Source organism: Actinopolyspora xinjiangensis (assembly GCF_900104475.1).
Taxonomy (GTDB): domain Bacteria; phylum Actinomycetota; class Actinomycetes; order Mycobacteriales; family Pseudonocardiaceae; genus Actinopolyspora; species Actinopolyspora xinjiangensis.
In genome coordinates this window covers 81,697-105,331 of sequence record NZ_FNJR01000009.1, presented here as the reverse complement: position 1 = coordinate 105,331, position 23,635 = coordinate 81,697, and the positions used below count along the sequence as shown (strand labels likewise).

The 23,635-nt window shown below is 65.8% G+C and carries 19 protein-coding genes, 1 tRNA gene and 2 pseudogenes; 12 read left to right on the top strand and 10 right to left on the bottom strand.

Annotation, left to right across the window (positions count from 1 at the left end):
- Positions 1-234 precede the first annotated feature (234 nt).
- On the top strand, positions 235-1,071 hold the full coding sequence (locus BLQ75_RS14615; protein ID WP_092602643.1) for a winged helix-turn-helix transcriptional regulator: 837 nt from the start codon (positions 235-237) through the stop codon (positions 1,069-1,071).
- Here BLQ75_RS14615 and BLQ75_RS14610 read toward each other — a convergent pair.
- Positions 970-2,211, bottom strand: a pseudogene (locus BLQ75_RS14610) (APC family permease); the annotation flags it as partial. The gene BLQ75_RS14615 and the pseudogene BLQ75_RS14610 sit on opposite strands and share 102 nt — an antisense overlap.
- 375 nt (positions 2,212-2,586) lie before the next feature.
- On the opposite strand from BLQ75_RS14610, the gene mshD reads away from it, so the two are divergent.
- The 5 genes from mshD (at position 2,587) to pstB (ending at position 7,762) form a co-directional block, all read left to right on the top strand.
- Positions 2,587-3,549, top strand: a complete 963-nt coding sequence (mshD, locus tag BLQ75_RS14605; RefSeq protein ID WP_092602905.1) for a mycothiol synthase — start codon at positions 2,587-2,589, stop codon at positions 3,547-3,549.
- A gap of 206 nt (positions 3,550-3,755) precedes the next feature.
- Entirely contained in the window at positions 3,756-4,868 is a 1,113-nt protein-coding gene (gene pstS, locus BLQ75_RS14600; protein ID WP_092602639.1) for a phosphate ABC transporter substrate-binding protein PstS, read from the top strand.
- 129 nt (positions 4,869-4,997) lie between these two features.
- Positions 4,998-6,059: a phosphate ABC transporter permease subunit PstC gene (gene pstC / locus BLQ75_RS14595; protein ID WP_092602637.1), complete on the top strand. Its 1,062-nt coding sequence runs from the start codon at positions 4,998-5,000 to the stop codon at positions 6,057-6,059.
- A complete protein-coding gene (pstA, locus tag BLQ75_RS14590) occupies positions 6,056-6,970 on the top strand; it encodes a phosphate ABC transporter permease PstA (RefSeq protein WP_092602635.1) in 915 nt (304 codons plus the stop codon). Before pstC ends, pstA begins: the two co-directional genes overlap by 4 nt.
- A 15-nt stretch (positions 6,971-6,985) precedes the next feature.
- Positions 6,986-7,762: a phosphate ABC transporter ATP-binding protein PstB gene (pstB, locus tag BLQ75_RS14585; protein WP_092602633.1), complete on the top strand. Its 777-nt coding sequence runs from the start codon at positions 6,986-6,988 to the stop codon at positions 7,760-7,762.
- A gap of 418 nt (positions 7,763-8,180) precedes the next feature.
- On the opposite strand, the gene BLQ75_RS14580 is transcribed toward pstB, so the two are convergent.
- The 7 genes from BLQ75_RS14580 to BLQ75_RS14550 form a co-directional block, all read right to left on the bottom strand.
- A complete protein-coding gene (locus BLQ75_RS14580) occupies positions 8,181-9,038 on the bottom strand; it encodes a helix-turn-helix domain-containing protein (protein WP_092602631.1) in 858 nt (285 codons plus the stop codon).
- Positions 9,039-9,210: 172 nt separating this feature from the next.
- Complete coding sequence (gene phoU / locus BLQ75_RS14575; protein ID WP_092602629.1) at positions 9,211-9,867, bottom strand: phosphate signaling complex protein PhoU; 657 nt, start codon at positions 9,865-9,867, stop codon at positions 9,211-9,213.
- Positions 9,868-10,023: 156 nt separating this feature from the next.
- Positions 10,024-12,048: an LCP family protein gene (locus tag BLQ75_RS14570; protein WP_244515557.1), complete on the bottom strand. Its 2,025-nt coding sequence runs from the start codon at positions 12,046-12,048 to the stop codon at positions 10,024-10,026.
- Between the two features lie 1,106 nt (positions 12,049-13,154).
- Positions 13,155-14,033: a GGDEF domain-containing protein gene (locus tag BLQ75_RS14565; RefSeq protein ID WP_092602625.1), complete on the bottom strand. Its 879-nt coding sequence runs from the start codon at positions 14,031-14,033 to the stop codon at positions 13,155-13,157.
- A 298-nt stretch (positions 14,034-14,331) separates the two neighbouring features.
- Complete coding sequence (locus BLQ75_RS14560) at positions 14,332-14,769, bottom strand: hypothetical protein (RefSeq protein WP_244515555.1); 438 nt, start codon at positions 14,767-14,769, stop codon at positions 14,332-14,334.
- 17 nt (positions 14,770-14,786) lie between these two features.
- On the bottom strand, positions 14,787-15,932 hold the full coding sequence (gene dusB, locus BLQ75_RS14555; RefSeq protein ID WP_092602621.1) for a tRNA dihydrouridine synthase DusB: 1,146 nt from the start codon (positions 15,930-15,932) through the stop codon (positions 14,787-14,789).
- Between the two features lie 175 nt (positions 15,933-16,107).
- A complete protein-coding gene (locus BLQ75_RS14550) occupies positions 16,108-16,683 on the bottom strand; it encodes a superoxide dismutase family protein (RefSeq protein ID WP_092602619.1) in 576 nt (191 codons plus the stop codon).
- Positions 16,684-16,829: 146 nt separating this feature from the next.
- Between BLQ75_RS14550 and BLQ75_RS14545 the strand changes: the two genes are divergently transcribed.
- From BLQ75_RS14545 to BLQ75_RS14525, 5 genes and pseudogenes are all read left to right on the top strand, one after another.
- Entirely contained in the window at positions 16,830-17,786 is a 957-nt protein-coding gene (locus BLQ75_RS14545; RefSeq protein ID WP_092602617.1) for a DMT family transporter, read from the top strand.
- A gap of 75 nt (positions 17,787-17,861) precedes the next feature.
- Positions 17,862-17,937: transfer RNA gene (locus BLQ75_RS14540), tRNA-Lys, on the top strand.
- A gap of 127 nt (positions 17,938-18,064) precedes the next feature.
- Positions 18,065-18,304: pseudogene (locus BLQ75_RS14535) on the top strand (GntR family transcriptional regulator); the annotation flags it as partial.
- Between the two features lie 186 nt (positions 18,305-18,490).
- Complete coding sequence (locus BLQ75_RS14530; protein ID WP_092602613.1) at positions 18,491-19,267, top strand: aminotransferase class IV family protein; 777 nt, start codon at positions 18,491-18,493, stop codon at positions 19,265-19,267.
- 313 nt (positions 19,268-19,580) lie between these two features.
- On the top strand, positions 19,581-20,273 hold the full coding sequence (locus tag BLQ75_RS14525) for a formylglycine-generating enzyme family protein (RefSeq protein ID WP_211481382.1): 693 nt from the start codon (positions 19,581-19,583) through the stop codon (positions 20,271-20,273).
- Positions 20,274-20,539: 266 nt separating this feature from the next.
- Here BLQ75_RS14525 and BLQ75_RS14520 read toward each other — a convergent pair whose 3' ends face one another.
- The gene (locus BLQ75_RS14520; protein ID WP_092602611.1) at positions 20,540-21,091 is read right to left on the bottom strand and encodes a VanZ family protein; all 552 of its coding nucleotides are present in this window, start codon (positions 21,089-21,091) and stop codon (positions 20,540-20,542) included.
- A 1,369-nt stretch (positions 21,092-22,460) separates the two neighbouring features.
- Entirely contained in the window at positions 22,461-22,652 is a 192-nt protein-coding gene (locus BLQ75_RS14515; RefSeq protein ID WP_211481381.1) for a site-specific integrase, read from the bottom strand.
- Between the two features lie 97 nt (positions 22,653-22,749).
- Between BLQ75_RS14515 and BLQ75_RS14510 the strand changes: the two genes are divergently transcribed.
- Positions 22,750-23,220: an NUDIX domain-containing protein gene (locus BLQ75_RS14510; protein WP_092602609.1), complete on the top strand. Its 471-nt coding sequence runs from the start codon at positions 22,750-22,752 to the stop codon at positions 23,218-23,220.
- Positions 23,221-23,635 lie beyond the last annotated feature (415 nt).

Here is a 23,635-nt window from a genome sequence, read left to right as displayed (position 1 = left end):
ACGGGCGGCACCGCCGCTTCCCGGCACACGCGCCGGTCACCGGGCCGTTACTCTCCGACGACGCGCGCCACCGTTGCGGCGGTCGTGTGAGTTGTGTTGCGTTAACTGTGCCGGTCCACCGTGTTATGGGTATCCTCACCGTCATCGGAGGCAACGGCGCCTCGACGACCGGCCACGGCGTCCCTTTCCGTATCGCCCACGTCCGGCGTCCGCGCCGGTTTACGGAGGCATTGTATGAGCTCCGATCTGCTGTTGTTGAGCAACGAGTCCGACTGCGAGTCCGTGCTGCCGGCTCTGGCCCTGCTGCCTCACCGTGTTCGGGTGATCGCCCCGGACAGCTCGGCGATGGCCACGGCCACCGGGTACGAGCTCGTCGTGGTGGACGCTCGTCACGACCTCGCCGAAGCCAGGAAGCTGTGCCGGATGCTGTCCTCCCCGGATTCCGGGCTGCCGGTGTTCGCGGTGGTCAACGAGGGCGGCCTCGTGGTGGTCAACGCGGAGTGGGGTGTGGACGACGTGCTGCTGCCCACGGCGGGCCCCGCCGAGGTGGACGCGCGGATCAGGCTGCGCACGGCGCGGCGCGGTGCCGATTCCGTGGCGGGAGGCCCGGTCACGGTGGGCGACCTGGTCATCGAGGACGAGACCTACACCGCCAGGCTCAAGGGGAGGGCCCTCGAACTGACCTACAAGGAGTTCGAGCTGCTCAAGCACCTCGCCACCCACGCCGGCAGGGTCTTCACCCGTGTGCAGCTGTTGCAGGACGTCTGGGGTTACGACTTCTTCGGTGGCACCCGCACGGTGGATGTGCACATCAGGCGGCTGCGGGCCAAGCTCGGCCCCGAGCACGAGGCCATGATCGGCACTGTTCGCAGCGTCGGCTACAAGTTCGTGCGGCCCTCCCGGACCAGCAGCAGGGAGACAGGCGGTTCACGACGGGCCGACTCTGCCGCCCAGCGGGTTGGGCAGGAGTTTCCGCTGGAGGCGGAGCAGCAGGCCGACGAGGAAGCAGCCGACTCCGGCGACCACGGCCTGCCACGGCAGGCTGAACGCGAGTACAGCGCACCCCAGTAGGCCCACCGCCGGGAGCGCTCGGGGGAACCACCGCTGATCCCGGGGCAGGCGCCACGCCGCCGAGTTGGCGACGGCGTAGTAGACCAGCACCCCGAACGAGGAGAAGCCGATGACCGACCGCAGGTCACCGGCCAGGACCAGTACCGCCACCACGGCCGCGACCCCGAGTTCCGCGTGGTGCGGGGTACCGAACCTGGGGTGAACCCGGTTCAGCCAACGCGGCAGGTCCCCCTCGCGTGCCATCGCCAGCGCGGTCCTGCCCACGCCAGCCAGCAGCGCCAGCAGCGCGCCCAGCGCGGCCGTCCCCGCCGCCAGCCGCGCGGCGGGGGCCGACCAGGGGAGCGGTCCGCCGCGCACGGCCTCGGCCAGCGGGGCGGTGGACCTCGCCAGCTCGGCCGGGCCCAGCGCTCCGAGCAACGTCACGCCGACCACCAGGTACAGCACCACCACCGAGCCCAGCGCGATCGGGATGGCCCTCGGGATGGTCCGTTCCGGGTCGCGGACCTCTTCGCCGAGGGTGGCTATCCGGGCGTATCCGGCGAAGGCGAAGAACAGCAGACCCGCGGCCCCGGTGATCCCCCACAGCCCGCCCCAGCGGAGCTCGGTCCCCGGCGGGAGGTCCGTGACGCCGGGTAGGAGCGGTGGGGTCCGGTCCGGGAACCAGATCGCCACCAGCGCCACCGCCAAGCCGGTGAGGGTGATTCCCAGCAGTCCCCTGGCCAGCCGTGCCGTCCGGGTGATTCCCACGTAGTTGGTCCCGGTCAGCAACAGCACGGACGCCACTGCGGCGACACGCGGGTGGTCGGGAACCAGGTAGTTGGCGGCCGTCAGCGCCATCGCGGCGCACGAGGCGGTCTTGCCCGTGACGAAGCCCCAGCCCGCCAGGTAGCCCCAGTTCGACCCGAGCCGTTCGCGTCCGTAGACGTAGGCACCGCCCGCCGCGGGGTGGCGCGCGGCCAGGGCGGCCGAGCTGGTGGCGTTGCAGAAGGCCACCGACGCGGCCAGCAGCAGTGCGGGCACGAGGTTCCAGCCCGCCCGCGACGCCGCCGGGGCGAACGCCGCGAACAGTCCGGCGCCGATCATCGAACTCAGTCCGATCGTTACGGCGTCGGCGGTGCCGAGGCGGGCTTTCAAACGCATGGTCACTTTCCACGGGAGGTTGTCGCTCGGTTTGCTTGGGTGGTCATGTGGCGGAACCTCTCGCGCGGCTCTCGCTGTGGGTGCCCCGACATCGGGTAGCGACTACACAACGTCGGGACCGTCCTCGCGAGAGCCGCGCGGGAGAACCCGCGGCGGGGCCGAGTGCGGGGGTGGTGGGAGTTCGGCCCCGCGCTCTCGGCGGCCCGGCGATTTCGCGAGAATTCGACACCACCTTGGAGGCAGGGCGCGGCGCGCCGCGGTCGTCGTCTTACTCGCCGCGACTTCGGTGTTCGTGACGATGGTCTCTCCTGTTTCTTAGTCGTGGCGCGACACGCGGGCAACCAACAGTGGGCGAACATCGGTAATCTCGGCGGTGTGGTGCATCTGACGTGGCGAAACGGGCTGGACGAGGCCGAGACCGCCGAGGTCTTCGAGCTGCTTTCCGAAGCCGAACGAGTGGACGGTGTGGCTCCCGCCGGAGAGCACGTGGTCATGCGGTTGCGTGCCCACCGGGGAGTGAGTGAACAGATCGAGCCGGTGCAGGCCGACGTCGGTGGCTCGGAGCACTTCGTGGTGCGCGCCGACGGTGGTGAACTGGCGGGCTACGCCCACCTGGACACCGAAGGGGAGTCGGAGGGGCGGCCGTTGGTGGCCGAGCTCGCGGTACATCCCCGTTACCGGGGCAACGGGGTGGGAGGCCAGCTGATTCGCGCGTTGCTCGAACGCTCCGAGACGCTGGCCGAGTCCGGCGAGGAGGACTCCGGGCGGCTGCGGGTCTGGTCGCACGGCCTGCTCGGCGGTGCGGTGCGGTTGGCGGAACGGTTCGGGTTCACCCGGGTCCGCGAGTTGTGGCGGATGGGCCGTGAGCTCACCGGCGGCGAGCTCGACGAGCCCGTGCTGCCCGAGGGAGTCACGATACGCGGTTTCCGGGTGGGTGAGGACGAGCCGGAGCTGGTTCGGGTCAATCACCTCGCGTTCTCCTGGCACCCCGAGCAGGGCGGGATGACCGAGGCCGAACTGCGCGAGAAGGAGGAGCTGGACTGGTTCGACCCGGCGGGTTTCCTGCTCGCCGTCGACAGCGCGGACCGGTTGCTCGGTTTCCACTGGACCAAGATTCACCCGGACGGCAGCGGTGAGGTCTACGTGGTCGGCGTGGATCCGAACACTCAGGGTAGCGGTCTCGGTCGTGCGTTGACCCTGGCCGGGCTGCGGTATCTGCGTGGTGTCGGATGCCCCCGCGTGATGCTCTACGTGGAGGCGGACAACGGTCCCGCCGTCAGCGTCTACCGCCGCCTGGGCTTCGAGCGCTGGGACGTCGACGCGCAGTTCGGCCGCTGATCGGCGGTGAGCACTCAGGGTGTCCGGAAATGCCGGGCGGGTGAGTGAGTTTCGGGTTCGCTCACCCGTCCAGCTGTGTCCTTGCTTACTTAGCGTGCCGTGTTCACCTTTTGTTCACCTGGATGGCGGTCGATGGCTACCCGGCCGCCTTAGGGTCGCCCTCGGAACGGCACACGCCGTCAACTCCGTTGCCTTGGAGGAACGACGTGCAATTCGGGCGGCACAGCGTCGCGCTCGGGTTTCTCGCGGTGGGTGTTCTCGCGCTGAGCGCCTGCGGAACCGATCGCAACGTCACCACGGCCGATCTGAACTCCGAGCTGCGACAGCTCGAGGTCGACTGCGGAGAGGCCTCCGTGGAGGCAGAGGGTTCCTCCGCGCAGAAGAACGCCATGGACGTCTTCGCCAGGGACTTCGGGGTCAAGTGTCAGGGCAGGCAGCTCAACTACACCGCCTCCGGCTCCGGCAAGGGGATCTCCGCGTTCACCGCCGGTCAGGTCGATTTCGCCGGCTCCGACGAGGCACTGAGCGGGTCCGAGGCCGAGAAGGCCGCGAAGCGTTGCGGCGGGAACCCGGCCTGGAACATCCCCATGGTGTTCGGTCCGCTGGCGATCACCTACAACATCCCGGGGGTCGACGACCTCACCCTCAGCCCCGAGACGATCACGGGGATCTACCAGGGCGAGATCACGCGGTGGAACGATCCCGCCATCCGGCGGCTCAACCCGGGAACCGAGCTGCCGGGCATCGAGATCGTCCCGTTCTACCGCTCCGACGAGTCCGGCACCTCGGCGAACTTCCAGGAGTACCTGTCCATCGCCACCGACGGCATGTGGCAGGGAGCGGGCAAGACGTTCCGCCCCGGCTCCGGTGTCGGCCAGGGCAGGGCGGGCACCGACGGGGTGACCTCCTCGGTCGAACAGACCGAGGGCGGGATCACCTATGCCGCCTGGGCCTTCCCGAAGAACGCGGGCCTGGGCATCGCCGCCATCGACAGCGGCAACGGCCCCGTCGAGCTGACCAGCCGATCGGCGGGCAAGGCCATCGACGGTGCCGAGATAGCCGGTAGCGGTCACGACCTCCGGCTGAACCTGGAGTCGATCTACGGCAACGACTCCGCCGGGGTCTACCCCCTGGTGCTGGCCACCTACGAGGTCGTGTGCTCGGCGGGATACGACGAGCAGACGGCCCAGTCGGTGACCGCCGCGCTGCGCGTCGCTGCCCACGCGGGCAAGGAGAACCTGGAGCAGGCGGGATACGTGCCGCTGCCTCCGAAATTCCGTGAGAAGGTCCTCGACGCGATCGAGGCGATCCGGACCTGAGCCCGGTCGTGCCGGGCCAGGTGTCCCCAACCGACGTCCTCCCGGAGGAGTGCGTGTTCGTTCCGCGCGGCAGCCGCGGCACCCGAGCACTACCGGGAACTTCCGGCAACTGAGAGGTCGCGAACAACGGTGACCGAGTCGACGAACTCCGAGCGGCGCTCCGCACCGCCGGGCGAGACGGGGAACACCCTCGTGGAACCCCCGGAAACGCCGGTGCCGGAGGAGCCGGTGACCCCGCCGAGCGAACCGGGCGAGAAGAAGGTGGTCCGCCTCGGCGATCGGGTGTTCCAGAGCGTGGCAACCGGGTCCGGGATCTTCGTGGTCGCCATCATCGCGGCCATCGGGCTGTTCCTGCTCGTCCGGGCCATCCCCGCGTTGCACGCCAACGAGGCCAACTTCCTGCTGTCCGGGCAGTGGAGGACCGGCGATCCGGAGAACATGGCCTTCGGCATCATCGATCTCGCCTGGATCACGGTCGCGAGCTCGCTGGTGGCGCTCATCCTCGCGATGCCCGTGGCGGGCGGGATCGCGCTGTTCCTCACCCAGTACGCCCCCAAGGTGCTGGCCCGTCCGTTCGCCTACGTGGTGGACCTGCTCGCCGCCGTGCCCTCCGTGATCTACGGCCTCTGGGGCGCGCTGGTGCTGGCACCGGTGCTCAAACCGGTCGCGGTCCGGCTCAACGAGACCCTCGGATGGATACCGATCTTCGCCGACGGCAACGTGCCCGCCGGCAGCGGTTCCAACGTCTTCACCGCCGGCATCGTGCTCGCGGTGATGATCCTGCCGATCATCACCGGCGTCGCCCGCGAGGTGTTCGCGCGGACTCCGGCGGTACAGATCGAAGGAGCTCTGGCGCTCGGCGCGACCAAGTGGGAAGTGGTGCGCACCACCGTCTGGCCGTTCGGGCGCAGCGGGTTCGTCGGGGGAGCGATGCTCGGTCTCGGCAGGGCGCTCGGCGAGACCGTCGCGCTGACCGTCATCCTCAGCTACACCTTCGAAGGACCGCACTACAGCATCTTCGACGCCGGTGCCACCTTCGCCTCGCGGATCGCCCTCGGGTCCGCCGAGTTCAACAACAACCTCACCGTCGGTGCCTACATCGCGGCCGGACTGGTGTTGTTCATCAGCACCTTCGCCGTCAACGCGATCGCCCGCTGGATCGAGAGCGGCAGCGCTAGGGGGAAGGAATGAGAACCGACACCGCCGACATCGAGCGGCCCGCCAGCGCCCCCGCCTTCCAGCACCTCGGTCTGGGGCGCAGGATCAAGAACCACACCGCCACGGTGCTGTTCGGCCTCGCGTTCGTGGTCGCGGTCATCCCCCTGCTGTGGGTGCTGTTCACCCTGGTGCGACGTGGTTTGGCGCCCATGCTCAGCACCGAGTGGTGGACCCACTCGTTCTACGGGCTGCTGCCGAACGATCCCGGCGGCGGGATCTACCACGCGCTGGTGGGAACCCTGGAGCAGACGCTCGTCTGCGCCGTGATCGCGGTTCCGCTCGGGGTGACGGTCGGCATCTTCCTCATCGAGTACGGCAGGAACTCCAAGCTGGCCCGGACCACCACGTTCATGGTGGACATCCTCAGCGGGCTGCCCTCCATCGTCGCGGGACTGTTCATCTACGCGCTGTGGATCACCACGTTCGGGTTCGACCGCAGCGGTTTCGCGGTGTCGTTGTCGCTGGTGCTGCTGATGCTGCCGGTGGTGGTGCGGGTGACCGAGACGATGCTGACCATCGTTCCCGACGAGCTGCGGGAGGCCTCCTACGCACTGGGCGTGCCCAAGTGGAAGACGATCCTGAAGGTGGTGCTGCCGACCTCGCTGTCCGGCATCATCACCGGCATCATCCTCGGGCTGGCCAGGATCATGGGGGAGACCGCGCCGCTGCTCATCCTCGTCGGCTACTCCAGGGCGATCAATTTCAACCTGTTCGACGGGCCGATGGCCTCGTTGCCGCTGACGGTCTACACGGCGCGCAAGACCTCCACGGAGGCGGGCGAGTACCGGATGTGGGGAGCCGCGCTCACCCTCGTCCTGCTGATCATGCTGATCAATCTGCTGGCAACACTGTTGTCCAAACTGTTCTCGGTAAAGACCAGGTAGGGCGGTAGCCGAACCATGGCCAAACGTCTCGACATCAAAGACCTCAACCTCTACTACAATAAGTTCCACGCGGTGCGCGACGTCACGCTGCAGGTGCACGCCCGCAGCGTGACGGCCTTCATCGGCCCCTCCGGCTGCGGCAAGTCCACCGTGCTGCGCGCGTTGAACCGGATGCACGAGGTGGTTCCCGGTTCCAGGGTCGAGGGCAGCGTGCTGCTCGACGGGGAGAACGTGTACGCGCCGGGGGTCGATCCGGTCCAGGTCCGCCGCACCATCGGGATGGTGTTCCAGCGCGCCAACCCGTTCCCCACCATGTCGATCAGGGACAACGTGGTGGCGGGGCTGAAACTGGCCGGCGTCAAGGACAAGAAGCGCCTGGAGGAGGTCACCGAGCGCTCGCTGCGCGGGGCCAACCTCTGGGAGGAGGTCAAGGACCGGCTCAACAAGCCGGGTGGCGGGCTCTCCGGTGGACAGCAGCAGCGGCTCTGCATCGCCAGGGCCATCGCGGTGCAGCCGGACGTGCTGCTGATGGACGAGCCCTGCTCGGCGCTCGACCCCATATCGACGCTGGCGATCGAGGACCTCATCGCGGAGCTGAAGAAGGACTACACGATCGTCATCGTCACGCACAACATGCAGCAGGCCGCGCGGGTGAGCGATCAGACGGCGTTCTTCAACCTGCCCGCAGTGGGGGAGCCCGGTCAGCTGGTCGAGATCGGCGAGACCGGCAAGATCTTCTCCAACCCGAGCCAGAAGGCCACCGAGGACTACATCTCCGGCCGCTTCGGTTGAGGGGACCGTGTCGGGTTGGCCTGCCTGGCGGTGCTGGTGGCGGAACCTCTGGCACGGCTCTCGCCGCGGGTTCCGGAGACATCGGGTAGGTACTACGCCACGTCTCCGGCGTCCTCACGAGAGCCGCACGGGAGAATCCTGCGAGTGTGGTGGGGGTTCTGGTCGGGAGTGTCAGGATCGGGCTGGTGGGCCCGGGACGACTCAAGAGAATCGCGGTGGTGCGAGCTGTGTGAGTGGGTGTTTCGGCGCTGGGAGCGCGCAGACCACCGGCGAGATGTCATTGGCTGAACGGATACGGCAGCGCCGGACAGCCGCTGAGTTCACAGCCGAGCAATCCGAAACGTGTATCGGGATCCCGATCGGATTTTCGTTGGCGGTAGTGGTCGTCCTGCCCGCGAGGAACTCTCGCGGGGCCGGGTCACTCGCGGTGCTCGTCCGCGATGCTCGAGATCAGCATCGTCGATTCCTTCGGGGACAGCGCCAGGGCGCACACCCGTTCGAAAGCCGCCAGGTAAGGGGCCGTCTCGGCCGGTTTCTCCCAGAAGCGAGAGTTCGTGGAGTCTCCCACGTGCACCACCTGCGGGTCGCCGGTGTCCCGGAACGAGAAGGCGGTCACCCGGTCGCCGAGCAGCGGGTGCGTCCCGCTGTCGAAGGGCAGTACCCGAATCGTCACGTTGCGTCGGTAGCTCATCAGCACCAGGTGCTCCAGCTGGGCGCGCATCGCCCGCCGGCCTCCGACGGTGCGCCGCAGCGCGGACTCGTCCAGCACCGAGTACAGCTCCAGTGGTTGGTCCCCCAGCAGCCGCTGCTGCCGGATCGCCGTGACGGTGAGCCGTTCCGAGACCTCGTCCTCGGTTATGGCGTCGCGCTCGGTCGTCAGCAGCGCGGAACCGTACTCCTCGGTCTGCAGTAACTCCGGGAGCGGATCAGCCCCGAACGTGCTGACGGCGGTAGCGGCCGTTTCCAGCCCCAGGTACGTGTCGAAACCGTTCCGGCGCGCGGTGCTGGGGTAGGCCTGCCACCAGCCGCGCTTCTTGGACCCCTCGGCCAGTTCGAGCAGGGTGGTGACCTGTTCGGTACTCGAACCGTAGAACTCGGCCATGAGCCGGACATCGGCGGTGCGAACCGGGACACGGCCGAGTTCGATCTGGCTGATCTTGCCCTGTGAGCAATCCAGGTGGGCCGCGACCTCGCGGTGGGTCCGTTGCGCGGCCTCACGCAACTTGCGGAGTTCGCTGCCCAGACGTCTGCGGTGAACGGTAGGACTCTTACTCACGTCGGCAGCCTCGCACACCGCCGCCGCGAACGGCCGTCGTCAACGCCGACTAATAATAGTGTTCACTCGATCGGGTTGAGTGCTGTTCGAGTGCATTCGCCTCGGAGTGACGACCCCGCCGGAAACGTCTTTCCACTCTGACCGAAAGAAGGATCAGATGGAGGATTTCTGATCACGGACGGTCACTGTTCGGCATGGTTCCGGTTACCACGTAGATGATCCGTCGCGCCACCGACACCGCGTGGTCGGCGAAACGCTCGTAGAACCTCCCCAGCAGGGTGATGTCCACGGCCGCCGAGACGCCGTGCGACCACTCGGACCCCATGACCACGCTGAACAGGTGACGGTGCAGGTCGTCCATCTCGTCGTCGTCGACCTCCAGGTCCCGCGCCTGCTGCACGTCCTGGGTGCGCAGGATCTGGTTCAGCCGGTTCGCGAGCTTGACCGCGACCTGCCCCATCTGGGAGAAGTAGGTCTTCACGTCCTCCGGCAGCACGGGCTGCGGGTGCCTGCGCCTCGCGGCCTTGGCCACGTGTAGCGCGAGGTCGCCCATCCGCTCCAGGCTCTCCGCGGCGTGGATCGTCGAGATCACGGTACGCAGATCACCCGCGACCGGTGCCTGCAGCGCCAGCAGCCCGAAGGCGTGCTCCTCGCAGCGCGCCCGCGCCTCGTCGACCTTCATGTCGTCGTCGATGACCTGTTCGGCCAGTGACAGGTCCGCTCCCAGCAGCGCCGTGGTGGCCTGCTCCATCGCGTTGCCGACCATGGTCGACATCGCGGCGAGCTCGTCGGCGAGCTTGTCGAGCTGTTCCTGATAGACCTCACGCATGGCATCCAGCCTACTTCGTGGGGGTGTTGCGTAGGGTTCCCGGCGGTTAACCAGCGGTGAACGCGGCTTGATTTCTCATTCGAACGGACCACCGCCCGTTCGGTGGGGGTCACGTTCGGTCAACCACCGTCGGTACAGGCGCGGTCGCCGCCCCGGTCAGCCGTTGACGCCGCCGCACTTGTCCTCACCCGCGTTGACGGTCGACAGGCCCTCCGGAACGTCCACGTCACCACTGTCCGGCTGGCGGATTCGGTTGTCGAAATCGGTGCCCAGTTCCAGCCGCACACCTTCCCCCACCGACTGGTCGGCCACGAGCTCGGCCGAAGGCACGGCGGAGGCCAGCAGCTGCGCCTGCTGCTTGTTCGGCTCCGAGTAGCGAATAACCGTCCGCTCCAGCGGTGATTCCAGGTTTCCGAGAGTGCCGATTCCGAAACCGAACCCGCGCAGTTCGCTCGCGGTGTCGCTCGCCAAGCCGCTGCGCGCGGTGCTGTTGAGCACCGTCACGCTCACCTCGGACGGTTCCGGCTTCGCGGCGTCCGACGCCTGGCCCTCCTGCGAGAACGCCATGGGCGAGGTGTTCGCCGAGGCCCCTTCCGAACCCTGTCCGCTCTGCTGCTCGTCAGGAGAATGGATCGGGACGTCCTCGATGATGGCGCGAAACAGCGAGTGCGCCCTGGACTTCGCCAGTACCTCGTTGCCCCGGGAGTTGGCGGTCCCCGTGGTGGGGATGGTCACGAAGGTGACCTTCTTCGGGTCGAGCCCGTCCAACGACTTGCCCAGCGCGATCAGCTTGTCGCTGTCGACATTGTCACCGAAGGTGTTGGCGATGACGGCGTTGGCCAGGTTCGCGAGCTTGCTGGGATTGAGCAGCACGTTCGCCGAGGTCATCTTGCGTAACAACGCGCTGAGGAACAACTGCTGCCGTTCCATGCGGCCGTAGTCCGCCGTCGGGTCGTTGACCAGCTTGCGCGCCCTGACGTACTCCAGCGCCTGCTGAGGACCGAGGTCGTGCCATCCCGCCGTCGCGAGGATGGTCCCCAGCTCCTCGTCGATCATCGGCTTGTTGGTGCAGACCCGGACACCACCGACCGCCTCGACCATGGACTTGAAGCCCTGGAAGTTGATCCCCAGGAAGCTGCTGATCTTGAGTCCGGAGAGTTGCTGCACCTGCTTGGTCACACAGGCGGGGCCGCCCTCCCCGAAAGCGGTGTTGAACTTGACGTTCTCCAGGGGAGGAACAGTGCTGTCGGTGTACTTCCCGGTGGCGGAGTCCCACTTCCTGCAGGTGTCGGCCTGGATGTCGATTTCCAGGTCACGCGGGATCGACACGATAACCACGCGACTCCGGTCGGCGGGGATGTGCGCGATCATGGTGGTGTCCGAGCGCGCACCCGGAACCCCTTCGGCGGTGCCGATGTCGTCCCCGGCCTTCGCGCCCTGGCGGGTGTCCGAACCGATCAGCAGGAAGTTCAGGTCTCCTTCCTGCAGGTGCGCGTCCTCGATGGCCTGGGACTGCTGATCCAGCGCGGAAATCCGGTTGAAGCTCGCGTCCAACCACGTCTTGCTGCCCCAGCCGACTCCGGTCGTGACGAACACGACAACGGCGGCGACCACGGCGGCCACCCGGGCCAGCGTCCGCGTTCGTCTGCGGCGCTTGCTCCTGCGCCACTCCACCCGGGAGGAGTTCGCGTCGCGGTCCTCGGCGAAGTCGAACGGCATGTCCTGACCCGGTTCGGGCTCCTTGCGGTCGCCCAGCAGCCAGGCGTACTTCTTGCGGCGCTTCTCCTCCTCGGCCGCGAGCTCGTCGTGCACGGCGGAGAAGCGGGCCAACGTCGCGTCGATGGCGGCGCTGGCCTCGTCGTCCGACGCCTCCTCGGAGTTCTCTTGTTCCGAGTCGGAGGAACCCTCCGGTGCCGCGTGCGGGGCGGCTTCGGAGTTCTCCTCAGGCCGCGCCTCCGCTCCGTTCTCCGCCTCACTTCCGGAAGTCCCCCTCGGGGGGGCGATGTCGCTCCGCGTCGCCGACTCCGGCAGCGGAGTCGCCGCACGGGTGCTCCCGTCGAGCACGGCCTCCGTGGCCGGAGGGGTGGCCGAGTCCTGGGGCCGGGGTTCGTCCCGTTGGGCCTTCCGCCGTGCCTCCTCCGCCGGGAGGGCGGCGTGGGGCGGCGACACTTCGCCCCGCACGGGGGGGTGCTGCGCGGTGGGTTCCTCGGACGTGGTTCCCGATGGCGGAGCGGGCGACGCGGACGGCGGCACGTCCCGGTTCGGTACCGCACTCACCGGCTGACTCGGACGGGTGCGGTCCCCGCTGTCCCCGCCCGCCTTCTCGGCGGAGCCCGAAGGGAATCCTGCTTCCCGAGGGGGTGAGGGCGGCGCGATCGGGTAGGTGTGTGAGGAGGTCGGTGCGGTCTCCTCTGGGGAGGGGCGTACTGTGTCGTCTCCCGAAGGGGGGGGCGGACCCAGGGAAACGTCGCCCACCGGGGCTATTCGCGCGGTGTCGTCGTTCTCGACCGGAGGAACCGGGGCGGAACCGATTCCACCCTCCGCTTCCCGAGAGGAGTCCGCGCCGCTCGGGATTCGCCACTGTGTCTGTTCGGCAGGGGGCTGTCGAGTCCCCCCGTGCTCCTGCTCCTCCCGTGCCCGGCGCCTGCGTCGTGCGCGGCGGCCGGGGGCGTGTGCGCCGTCGTCGTGCGCCGGAGCCTCCGGTGTGGGGTCGACGGCGGGGCGCTCGGTCGGTTCCGAGGGTGGCTGGTTCGGAGCGGCGTGGGAACCGTGAGCCCCTTCCGGTGGGACGAACCCCGATTCGTCCGCTTCGATCTTTCGGTGGGAACCGGTGGTCTGGGTCTTTCCCTTGCCGTGCCTGGACAGCAGATCGCCGACGCGGGTGCCGCCGGTTCCGTCGTCCCCCAGCGCCCTTCTACGCCTGCGCGAAGCGGCACGTTTGCCGGTTTCGGCCTCGTTTCCGGTCTCGTCGCCAGGACGGGCCCACTCCGAGTGGGAACTTTGGTGCCCCGAACTGCCTTGGCGGGGATTATCCGGCACCCGTGTTCCCTCCCACCTTGCTGTCATTAGCGTTCATTCGGACGGTTGGCGACCCCCACCCCCGAAGCTGTATCGCCAGACTTGGTCAAGATGCTACGGCTGATCGCCCGGACTGACGATAGCGGCGCCGGATTCTTCACAATCAGTGCACGGCACAACCGTGTTATGTCGGATAAATCACAACGCGTGCTCGCCCGGTCGGATCAGCGATGTCGCCCCGAAAGTCCCCTGATCCGAAGTGGTCGCTTTCAGTAGCCCTGCTGTGACGATTCGGATTCCCTGGTAATTCCCGTCAAGCGGACCTCACCTCCCTCGCGGTAGGCGACCACGTTCCGCCCCGCCTGTTTGGCCGCGTAGAGCAACACGTCCGCACCGAGAATTTTCTGCTCCGTACTGGTGGACGCATCCGGCCTCTCGTCCCGAGGGTCGTAGGTCAATCCGATGCTCACGCTTATTCGAAGCCCGTGGGCCACTCGTCGCCACGGAAAGTTCGCTATCCGCAGCCTGGTCCGTTCGCACAGTGAAACAGCGCCCGTCGCGGTGGTGTCCGGCAGCACCAGTACGAATTCCTCTCCGCCGTAACGCGCGCAGAATCCTCCTGTGGGAAGCTCTTCCTGTAGTAATTCGGCGACACGCTGCAACACGCGGTCGCCGAGCACGTGTCCGAAAGTGTCGTTGACCTGTTTGAACCAGTCCAGATCCACCAGGGCGATGCCGAGTCCGCCGGTGGTCTCGCTCAGCAGGTTCGTGAGTCGTTCGTCCAGGTAACGACGGTTGTAGCCGCCGGTCAACGTGTCGCGCAGGCTCTGCTCTCTGGCACGGGCGTGCTCGCGGCGCAGCCAGTTCACCTCGTGCCGCAGTTGTTCCGGCACCGGTGGGGCCAGCTCACTGTTACGCAGGTCCAGCGCGGCCCGCAGGTGGTGGTAGGCCTGTTGCCAACGTCCGCGCGAGGCGAGCAACTCCGCGATGGCCTCGTGCAGCTCGGCCAGCCCGGTGACCGTGGCGGGGTCCGTCGCGTAGTGCCTGCCCGTGGTGTGCTCGGTACAGGGAAGGTCGTGCGGCCGGGCTCTGGCGGCTTCCTCCCGCCAGGTCTCCGACCTGGCAATGCCGTCGCGAAGTCCGGACATCGCACTCACCTCCCGTACTGGTGTCGTCGGGTGAGCCGCCTCGCTTGAGCCGGTCCCGCTCAACCGGAGCTGAATTCGCTCAACCGGCGTACCCGAGTCGCGAGGACGGATCGGGATGGGCGATCGTCCGGCTCCGTCCCCGGGATGTCCGACCGCTCCGGTGTCCGCCCGTGCCGTCGCTTGCCACTCGCCACTCGAACCGTGTGAGGAACTCCGGGCCTCACCCGCGATTCAACACGTTTTCACGCGATGACGCATCGTGGCGAAACGAAGACAGAGCGTTGTGACGTCGTGTGGTTCAACGGGGGCAGGGCGCGAAGCCGTACCACTGACCACCGAGCCTGACCAGGTGTTGTGAACCGAGTTGCCTACCGACGATCGCCCCGTTCCGGCGTACCGTGACCTCCACGCCGATGACCCACACACTTCCCCGTGGCCGATCGCCTGCCACGGTGAACTCACCGTCGGGGCGCAGGGTCGCCGGTGCGGGTTCCGCCGTGACCGTCATCCCGTCCAGTGAGCAAGACGAGTCACGGTAGTCGGGGTGCTGGGTACGGCGCAGGAAGACTCGCTGCTCCTCCGGACCGAGTCGGGCCGCCGCGTTGTTGGCCCTGAAGTAGGCCGTGACCGAGCGAACGGGGCCCGCCTCCCACGAGTACGACGTGCCGACGGGCCGGTCCCCGGCCAGGCAGCCGAACAGCACCGGCAGTGACAGCGAGCAGACGAGCGGCGCCAAGCCGCGACGTGGGCGGATCAACCCCCGCTGTGGTCCATGTCCGCGCCGACCGGAACCGAGTTGTCCTCCGGGTCGTCCAGCCATCCCTCGGGCAACGCCACCTTGCCCGGGGAACCCTGCCTACCGCGCGGTCCCTCCGCCTCGGCGGGGAAGGGAACCTCCGGATCGAGCTGATCCAACAGCCCTGCCAGCTCGTCGAGGGTGGTGACCACGCCGAGCCTGCGCCGGAGCTCCGAGCCCACGGGGAAGCCCATGAAGTACCACGACATGTGCTTGCGCAGGTCACGCAGCGCCTTCTCCTCCCCCATGAGCTCGGTCAGCAGACAGGCGTGCCGGTAGACGATTCCCCGGATCTCGCCGAGATCGGGAGGTTCGGGGATCGGCTCGCCCCGCAGCTCGGCGTGCAGTTCCCGGAACAGCCACGGCCTCCCCAGGCAGCCGCGTCCGACGACGACACCGTCACAGCCGGTGCTGTCCATCATTTTCCGGGCGTCCGCCGCCCGGAAGATGTCACCGTTGCCCAGCACCGGGATGCCGCGCACGGTTTCCTTCAACCGGGCGATCCGCTCCCAGTCCGCGGTCCCGGAGTACCGCTGGGCAGCCGTTCGGCCGTGGAGAGCCACGGCCGCCGCCCCGGCCTCCTCCGCGATACGACCCGCGTCCAGGTGGGTGGTGTGCTCGTCGTCGATCCCGACCCGGAACTTCGCCGTGACCGGGACACCGGCGGGCTCGGCGGCCCGGACGGCGGCGGAGATGATCTCCCCGAACAGCTTGCGCTTGTAGGGCAGGGCCGCTCCGCCGCCCTTTCGGGTCACCTTGGCGACCGGACAACCCCAGTTCGTGTCGATGTGGTCGGCCCAGCCTTCCCCGACGATGATCTTGACCGCTTCGGCCATGGTCGCCGGATCCACGCCGTAGAGCTGCATCGAACGCGGGTGCTCCCCCTCGTCGAAGCTCATCATCCGCAGCGTTTTCGCGTTGCGCTCCACGACCGCGCGGGCGGTGATCATCTCGCAGACGTAGAGCGAGTCACGACTACCGTACTCCCGGCACAACTTGCGGAAGGCGAGATTCGTAATGCCCGCCATCGGAGCGAGTACCACGGGTGGATCGACCGAATACGGCCCGATCCTAAGCGGTGCGGTGGCTGACGCGAGCGACATGCCTCCATTATCGGTGCCGGTTCCCACCGATCAGTACCGGGCGGCGGAGGGCCGGGGTGGCGTGCGCGCCTCCGGACGCACACACGCGGCCGGCCAGCGGGCCCACGATCGATTCGTCCGAAGGGGCCGAGCCGGCCGGTCCGGGTGAACCGTTCCGGGAAGTGCGGGGAACCGTTCAGAACGGCACGTTCAGGCAGGCCAACCGCGCACCGGCCTCGCCGGCGACTCCGGGGGAGGTGCGGGTGCGGTGCTCGTGGATCACCACCGAGGACGCTTCGCCCCGGTGCGGGGTCCAGTCACCGACGGCGCCGGTCACGGCGTTACCGGACGCGTCGGTGCGGAAGTCCAGCCACACCTCGTTGTGCGGGTTGGCGTAGGTCGGATCGCCGGAGACGCCTTCCGGAGCGGGAACCTGCTGGAAGTGCGGACCGGCGTCCGAGCCCTCGGGGCCGCACGGACGGGTGTGTACGTGAGCACCGTAGGCGCGGTTCGGCCGCAGCCCCTCGACCACAGCCACCACGGCGGTGCGCTCGTCCGGCAGGCCGTTCGCGAACACACCCATCCGTGCCCCCGGTGGCACCGGCTCCGGCGCGTAGGTGATCGCTTCCGCCGTTTCGTGGTACGAGGTGAAGACCCCGTGTGCCACCGCGCGGTCGGAGCTGTCACCGGAGACGGGTTCGGCATGTGCGGCGGTGGGGGCCGCGAGTGCCAGGGCGAGTACGGTCAGCACGGCGCTCGTCGCGGATCGCATACGCCGAGTTCTACGCGATTCGCCGGGCCGGTTGGTGATCCTTCGCTCTGACGGGTGAAGTGGCGTGTCCGTGGCCGGGGCGAGTGTGACGAGGATCGTTCCCGTCGAGGGCGCGTAACGCTGCGCGATCGCGCTATGTTGATCGAATGACTGATTCGGGGCGCGACCGTACCTGGTTGGTCGCGATCGCCACAGCGATGTGGGGGACCGACGCACTGTGGCGGATGCCGCTGGCGAACAGCCTGCCGAGCACGACCGTGGTGCTGTGCGAGCACCTGATCGTCACACTGCTGCTGGTGCCGCTGCTGCCCCGCGCGTGGCGCGCCTTCGCTCGGTCTCGGGGTCGGCACCGGGCGGCGGCACTGGTAGTGGGGGCCGGTACCTCCGCGCTGGCCACGATATTGTTCACCGCCGCGTTCGGCTACGGCGATCCGGTCACTCCCGTGGTGCTGCAGAAACTGCAGCCGGTGTTCGCCGCGTTGGCCTCGTTCCTGCTGCTGCGAGAGGGGTTCCGCCGCGGATACCTGGCCTTCGCGCTGCCCGCGTTGGCGGGTGCGTGGCTGCTGGCGTTCCCGGACCCCGTGCAGGTGAGCGTCTCGCGGTTGGTTCCCGCGCTGCTGGCGCTGGGTGCCGCCGCCCTGTGGGCCGCCGGAACGGTGTTCGGCCGAGTGCTCAGCCGTGAACTCGCTCCCGTGGAGGTGACCACGTTGCGCTACTCGATCGGGCTGCCCACGGTGGCGCTGGTGCTGTTGCTCCGGGACGGTTCGATCCCCGAAGGGCTCTCGAACATCGGTGACGCACTGGCGGTGGGCTGGGCCAACATCGGCGGCCTGCTGCTGCTCGCGTTGATTCCGGGGCTGCTGGCACTCAGCTTGTACTACCTCGGGCTGCGTACCACCCCGGCGGCCCGGGCCACACTGGCGGAGCTCTCGTTTCCCGCCACCGCGGCCATCGTCGGAGTCGGCGTGTTGGGGGAGACGCTGACTCTCACCCAATGGGTGGGTTTCGTGCTGCTGGTCGTGATGATCACCGGACTCGGCTGGAACGAACGCGCCGGTGGCAGGAAGGTCGTGGAACCGGAACCCGCGCTCGCACGCGGTTGATGTCGGCTCGCCGGGCGGAAACACTCCCGCCCGGCGCTGCACAAGATCAACGGTTCCCTGTAGCCTGTAGCTTGCGGGCCGTTAGCTCAATGGGCAGAGCAGTGGACTTTTAATCCACGGGTTCAGGGTTCGAGTCCCTGGCGGCCCACCAAAAGGCCAGGTCAGAGGGTTGCTAAGTGATCAGTTCAAGATCACCGCCACACTTTACCCACACAGAACTACTCTGACTCGCTGTCGAAGACCGTTTCCAGCGCTGTGGCCGTGTCCTCGGTGACCGCCTTCCCAGCAACCGCGGAGTCGCCGAGAAGTACGAGGTCGCACTCGGGACCGCACAGAAGGCGTTGAGCGCCCTGGAGGAGGACGGTTGGATCACGACCACACCCTCCGTGGGGACGTTCGTGAACTCGGTCCCCGAACCCGTACCGAAGAGCAAGGACCTCGCTTCGGCTGTCGCCGAGTTACAAGCCACGGTCGCGGACCTGTCCGCCCGCTTGGACGCCCTGGAACAACAGCGGTGAGCCCGCTCCCGGAGTTCTTTCCGTCGCGCTGTCATGGTTCAAGATTGCGGCATGAACCGCCCGTTGGGTACTGGCCTGCCCCCACCTCTCCACTGAACTTCTGCCGAATCTGACGTGCTGAACTTTCCCTGAACTTCGGTGCAGCACAGCTTCAGTCAGCGCACGTGGAGTGGGAAGGTGGCCGGTATGGAACTGAACGGCACCCCCGCCACGCTTGACCAGATCAAGACCCTTGCGTTGACGAACTACGGGCACTTCACATCGATGCTGGTCGAAAGTGGCAAGGTGCGCGGTCTGTCGCTCCACCTGCAACGTCTGGCACATGACTGCCGCCGTTTGTTCAATACCGAGCTCGACACCGACCGGGTACGCGCCTACGTCCGAAACATGCTCACCGGAGAGGAGCGGACCGTGGCGCGAGTGACCGTCTTCGATCCCTCCCTAAATCTGGGAACGATCGGCTCCGATGCCGAGCCCCACGTGCTCGTGACCGCCCGCGAAGCCAGCCGTGGAGAGCCGAGCCCCTGGCGGTTGCAAGCAGCTTCGTACTCCCGCGAGGAGCCGAAGGTGAAGCACGTCGGGCTTTACGGCGCGATGCGGCACCGGCGGACCGCGCAGCGCGAAGGTTTCGACGATGTGTTGTTCCTCAACCCGGACGGGACGATCTCCGAAATCGCGACGTCGAACATCGGATTCATCCGTGACGGACAGACCATCTGGCCACGGTCCGAGATGCTCCCCGGTACCACCATGCGCCTGATCAACCAGGCTCTCGACAAGCCCATCACCACCGAGCCCGTGACCCTCGCCGACCTCGCGAACATGGAAGCTGCCTTCGCGACCAACGCGGCCACCGGAGTTCGGCCGATCGCGTCGATCGAAGGCGTCGAGTGGAACACGGACCACAAGGCGATTCACGAACTCCGCGAACTTTACACCGATATCCCACCTGAACAGGTGTGACGCGAGGGATGGAGCCGTTACTCTCCCCTGTAGAACAGCGGCACAGGGGAGATGCGGCAATTGGCGACAGTTCAGCAGTGGACGGGAATCGAGGTCCGCGCGCTACGTAACGCCATGCGGATGAGCCTTCGGGAATTCGCCGCTCTCTTGGCGTCAACGAACGAATGATCTCGAAGTGAGAAGCAGCGGGGGAGAACGTCACCCCACGTCCAGTGAACCAAGCAGCGCTGGACACCTGCCTGCAACGCAGCGACTCCGACACGGCAGCGACTCCGACACGCAAGCCCGATTCAAGTACCTCACCGATGGGCGCTTGGTTGGTGGCTCCTCCGAAGCGACCGAGCTGATCGGCAGCACCCAGGTACGCCACCCGAGCGACGGCAGCCTGATGGTCAAGGTCGATGCCAGCGTGTTTCTCTCCGGACCGAGTAACGAGCCGGTCTGGGTTCCGGCCTACTACATCGACGTACACCCGGTCAGCAACGCCGAATACGCGCGGTTCACCGCAGCGACCGGACACACCCCACCGGGGCACTGGCCGGAGGAGCAGTATCCCGCCGAACTCGCCGACCATCCCGTGGTGTTCGTGACTTGGAAGGATGCCACCGCCTACGCGCATTGGGCGGGCAAGGAACTTCCGACGGCGCAGCAGTGGGAGAAAGCAGCCCGCGGTACCCGTGGCATGGTCTACCCATGGGGCGATCAGCCGACCCCGGCCAAATGCAACGTGCGGGAAAGCGGTATAGGCGCCACTACACCCGTTGGCCGTTACCAAAGCGGCGTGAGCCCATACGGCACCTACGACATGTGCGGCAACGTGTGGGAGTGGTTCTCCACCGCGTCCCGGCCAGGCCGTCGAGAACTACGCGGTGGCGCCTGGACGAGCCCGTTCGACCGTGCCACGCCGTCTTCGTTCAACGACGCGGCCGAGACGATGTGCGACGACGACACAGGTTTCCGATGCGCGGTCTCAGCCGAAGCGATGGAACGTCTGTTGAACAGGTAAACAACGAGCCACACGCGCAGCCCCAGTGTGCGTGTGTGTAGAGTTTCTTTTCTTCATCAAGGGCGGCCCGACACCACGGCAGAGGCCGCCGAGGAAGCTCACCCTCGGCACATCGGTACGACCTGGCACCGGGGCCGGTCGGGCACGTGTTCCCGCGAAATCCGGTCCCGCTACGGACGCCCTCACCCGGCCACTTCCTACGGATACGCCACCGTGCCCGCGACGTAGCCACCCACCCAGCTGTTCACGGCAAAAACAAGTATATTTCAGCCCTGTTCGGCAAAGTTCTTGTTTTTGTTGGTGTAAATAATCGAAAAAAGAAAACGAAAAAGCAATCCGAAGGTGGCTCCCAGTATTCCTCCTGTTAGATTGTCGAATCCATCTTGGATAGTGCAGCTTCTTCCTATGGCTGGAATCAGCATTTGCATCGTCTCGATTATGGCAGGGATCAGTGGCAGCGCAAGCGGTGAAATCCACCATTTTCTAAAAGAAAGCGCTGCAAAAAAACCAAATGGTGCAAGCATCAAAGAATTCGCCGACTGCTCAGTAATGGATGGAAGGTCTGCTAGTCCGGTGTTTGATGGGAAATGAATCGCGCAAATTACTGAACCGCTGTTGACCCCGGAAGGAGAAAGAGTTACGGCAAAAACAAACGCAAGCGCCGCCGAGCTGACATAAAGAGGAACCTTAAATCCGACGCTGTATCGAGCCAAAAAAAAGCTAAAGACGAGAGATATTGCAAGGATGATTATGAATATCGCTATCGTTGCCGGGGTGATGAGTGATTTGACAAATATGGACAACATGTCCTTGATCATACAGCATTACTATGCAAGCAGTGGTGCTCACCTGAAAAAAAGCACCACTGCTGCTTAAATTATATTAACAAACGACCCTGGTAGAAAATACATAGTCTGCGTTTATATCGTGCATAACACCACGCATGCAGGTATTTTGCCTTGGAGCGTTAGGGGTAAAGGTTTCTGTTACTGTCTCTCCAGAGTCGACATACCAAGTTCTGGAACTCCAGCGAAGGTCATGCGGATTAGTACCGTCAGAGTTTACGCGTTCCCATCCGAACCTGATATGTGCAGTGGCTCCGTCGCTTTTACTGTAGCTGTTATTGACATTGCTGATAGTTGCATCTGTCCCGTAAAAATTCGTGACAAAATAACCATTGCTTAGGTCGTTGTTTCCGCTTCCAATCCAAGCTGGAATTTTAGCGTTATCAGAAGAATTAGTAGTATCCTGGGGGTAGCATTAGCAACGGCGGTGGGTGCTATTCCCACAAGGGTAGCAGCTGTTAACCCCACGAGTGTTTGTCCAATACGACGCAAAAGCACTTGTTGCTCCTTTTGACTGTTCCTGCCTTGCGGAAGATTAATTTACTAATTTTTCCTGTGATGGAAATACTTCGATCGAGTGTTGCGCATGAAACTAAAATAACATGTGATATCCGTTATTTTATATTGACAGAGTGATTGTCTGTCGTGCTAAACGATGAGCCATTCAGGCTAATGGTTTCACTGGAGATTGAGTATTTAATGTTGATCTTTCTGGGGGTGTTTGTCTTCGGGAATCAACGATAATGTTCACTAATATCGTTATGTAAAAAACGCTTATGCCCTCTGTCTCGACGTGTGGCGATGACTGACCAACGACGACAGAAAATGCGAAGGACCGTCCCCTAATCTCTAGCTAGCAGTGAGTCCTCTCTCACGTCCGCGGTTGGAGGAAGGCGGCCAAACCGGGGCGTCAAGAGAGCCCTGGGGACTCCAAGAGTAATGCCGGGTTACGTTCGTGGCTGGTTGCTCTTGACTCCCCGGCTTACCCGTTGGAAGCGGCTGGGTGCCGGATGTGGGAGGGGACTGGAGCGGCTCTCGGTTAGTGGCCGTGTTTTCTGCGCGGAGTGGAGATCGAGCTGTCGGTCAGCTCAAGATCATGAGTGCACTTTACGTGTACGAAACGATGACAGACAACGACTGACACCCACCCGCAACGGATATGCTGATCGATGTTCCGTCACAGCGCACGACAGTGATCGAGCCTCGCCGACAGCGGATGACAGCGATGGATCATTACTCCACGGGTTCAGGGTTCGAGTCCCTGGCGGCCCACCAAAAGGCCAGGTCAGAGGGTTGCTAAGTGATCAGTTCAAGATCACTGCCACACTTTACCCACACAGAACTACTCTGACTCGCTGTCGAAGACCGTTTCCAGCGCTGTGGCCGTGTCCTCGGTGACCGCCTTACGCCCCAGGTACACGTCCTGAGTCAGCGACGGCCGCGAGTGCCCCAGCTGATCGGCGATCCGGCGAGCACTCAACCCCGCCTCATCCGGCACCGTGGCCGCAGTCTTGCGGAACACGTGCGAAGTCACCCGGGTAAGCTGTCCCTGTCGTGAGACGTAGTCCGGACCAGACTGTCTAGGTGCTGTGTTGGATGGTGCTTCGGCGTTGATCTGAGAGGCAGGGACCATGAGCAAGCGGGACTACTACGGCGATCCGCAGGCCCCGGCCGTCAACAGTCTGGTGGTGGCGGTGGCCGTGGTGGTCCGTGACGAGTCCGGCCGTGTGCTGTTGATCGAGCGCACCGACAACGAGCTGTGGGCCCTGCCCGGCGGGGCGCAGGATCTCGGCGAGACCACCCGCCAAGCCGCCCTGCGCGAGGTTGCCGAGGAGACCGGGCTGACGGTGGAGATCACCGGCATCGTCGGCATCTACTCCGACCCGCGACACGTGATCGCCTACGACGACGGCGAGGTCCGCCAGGAGTTCTCGATCGTGTTCACCGCCCGACCGGTGGAAGGACGACTACGGCCCAGCGGTGAGAGCCGCCGCGTGCACTGGATCCAACCCGCGGAGCTGGATTCGCTGACCATGCACCCCACGATGCGGATGCGCATCGAGCACGCGTTGCAGGAACGTTCCGAGCCGTATCTCAGCTGACCACCGCCGAATGGGCCACTGATCGACTCATCCCCGGTGTGCGTGTGTAGAGTTTTTTTCTTCATCAAGGCCGCCCCTGCGGCAGGGACCTCCGAGGAGATTCACTACTCGCACGCCGGTTCGGTTCGGCGTCGTGGGTGGTTGGGGGTGTGTTCTCGTGAGGTCGGGGCTTCGTAGGGGATTTCTTTGCCGGGCGACTTCCTGTGGGGTGGGTTGTCGCGTCCGTCGCGTGGTTTCTGTATCTGGCTGTGCCCGTTTTGCCGCGCAGTAGTTGGTCAGGTGTTTTTGCGGATGAGGCCGGTGTATCCGGCGACGAACAAGGTGGCGAAGGCCCAGCCGAGGATGGTGAGCAGGTAGTTGCCGAGGTAGAGGGCTTGTCCCCAGGTGTTGGTGGTGGCGATCTCGCAGCGTTGGC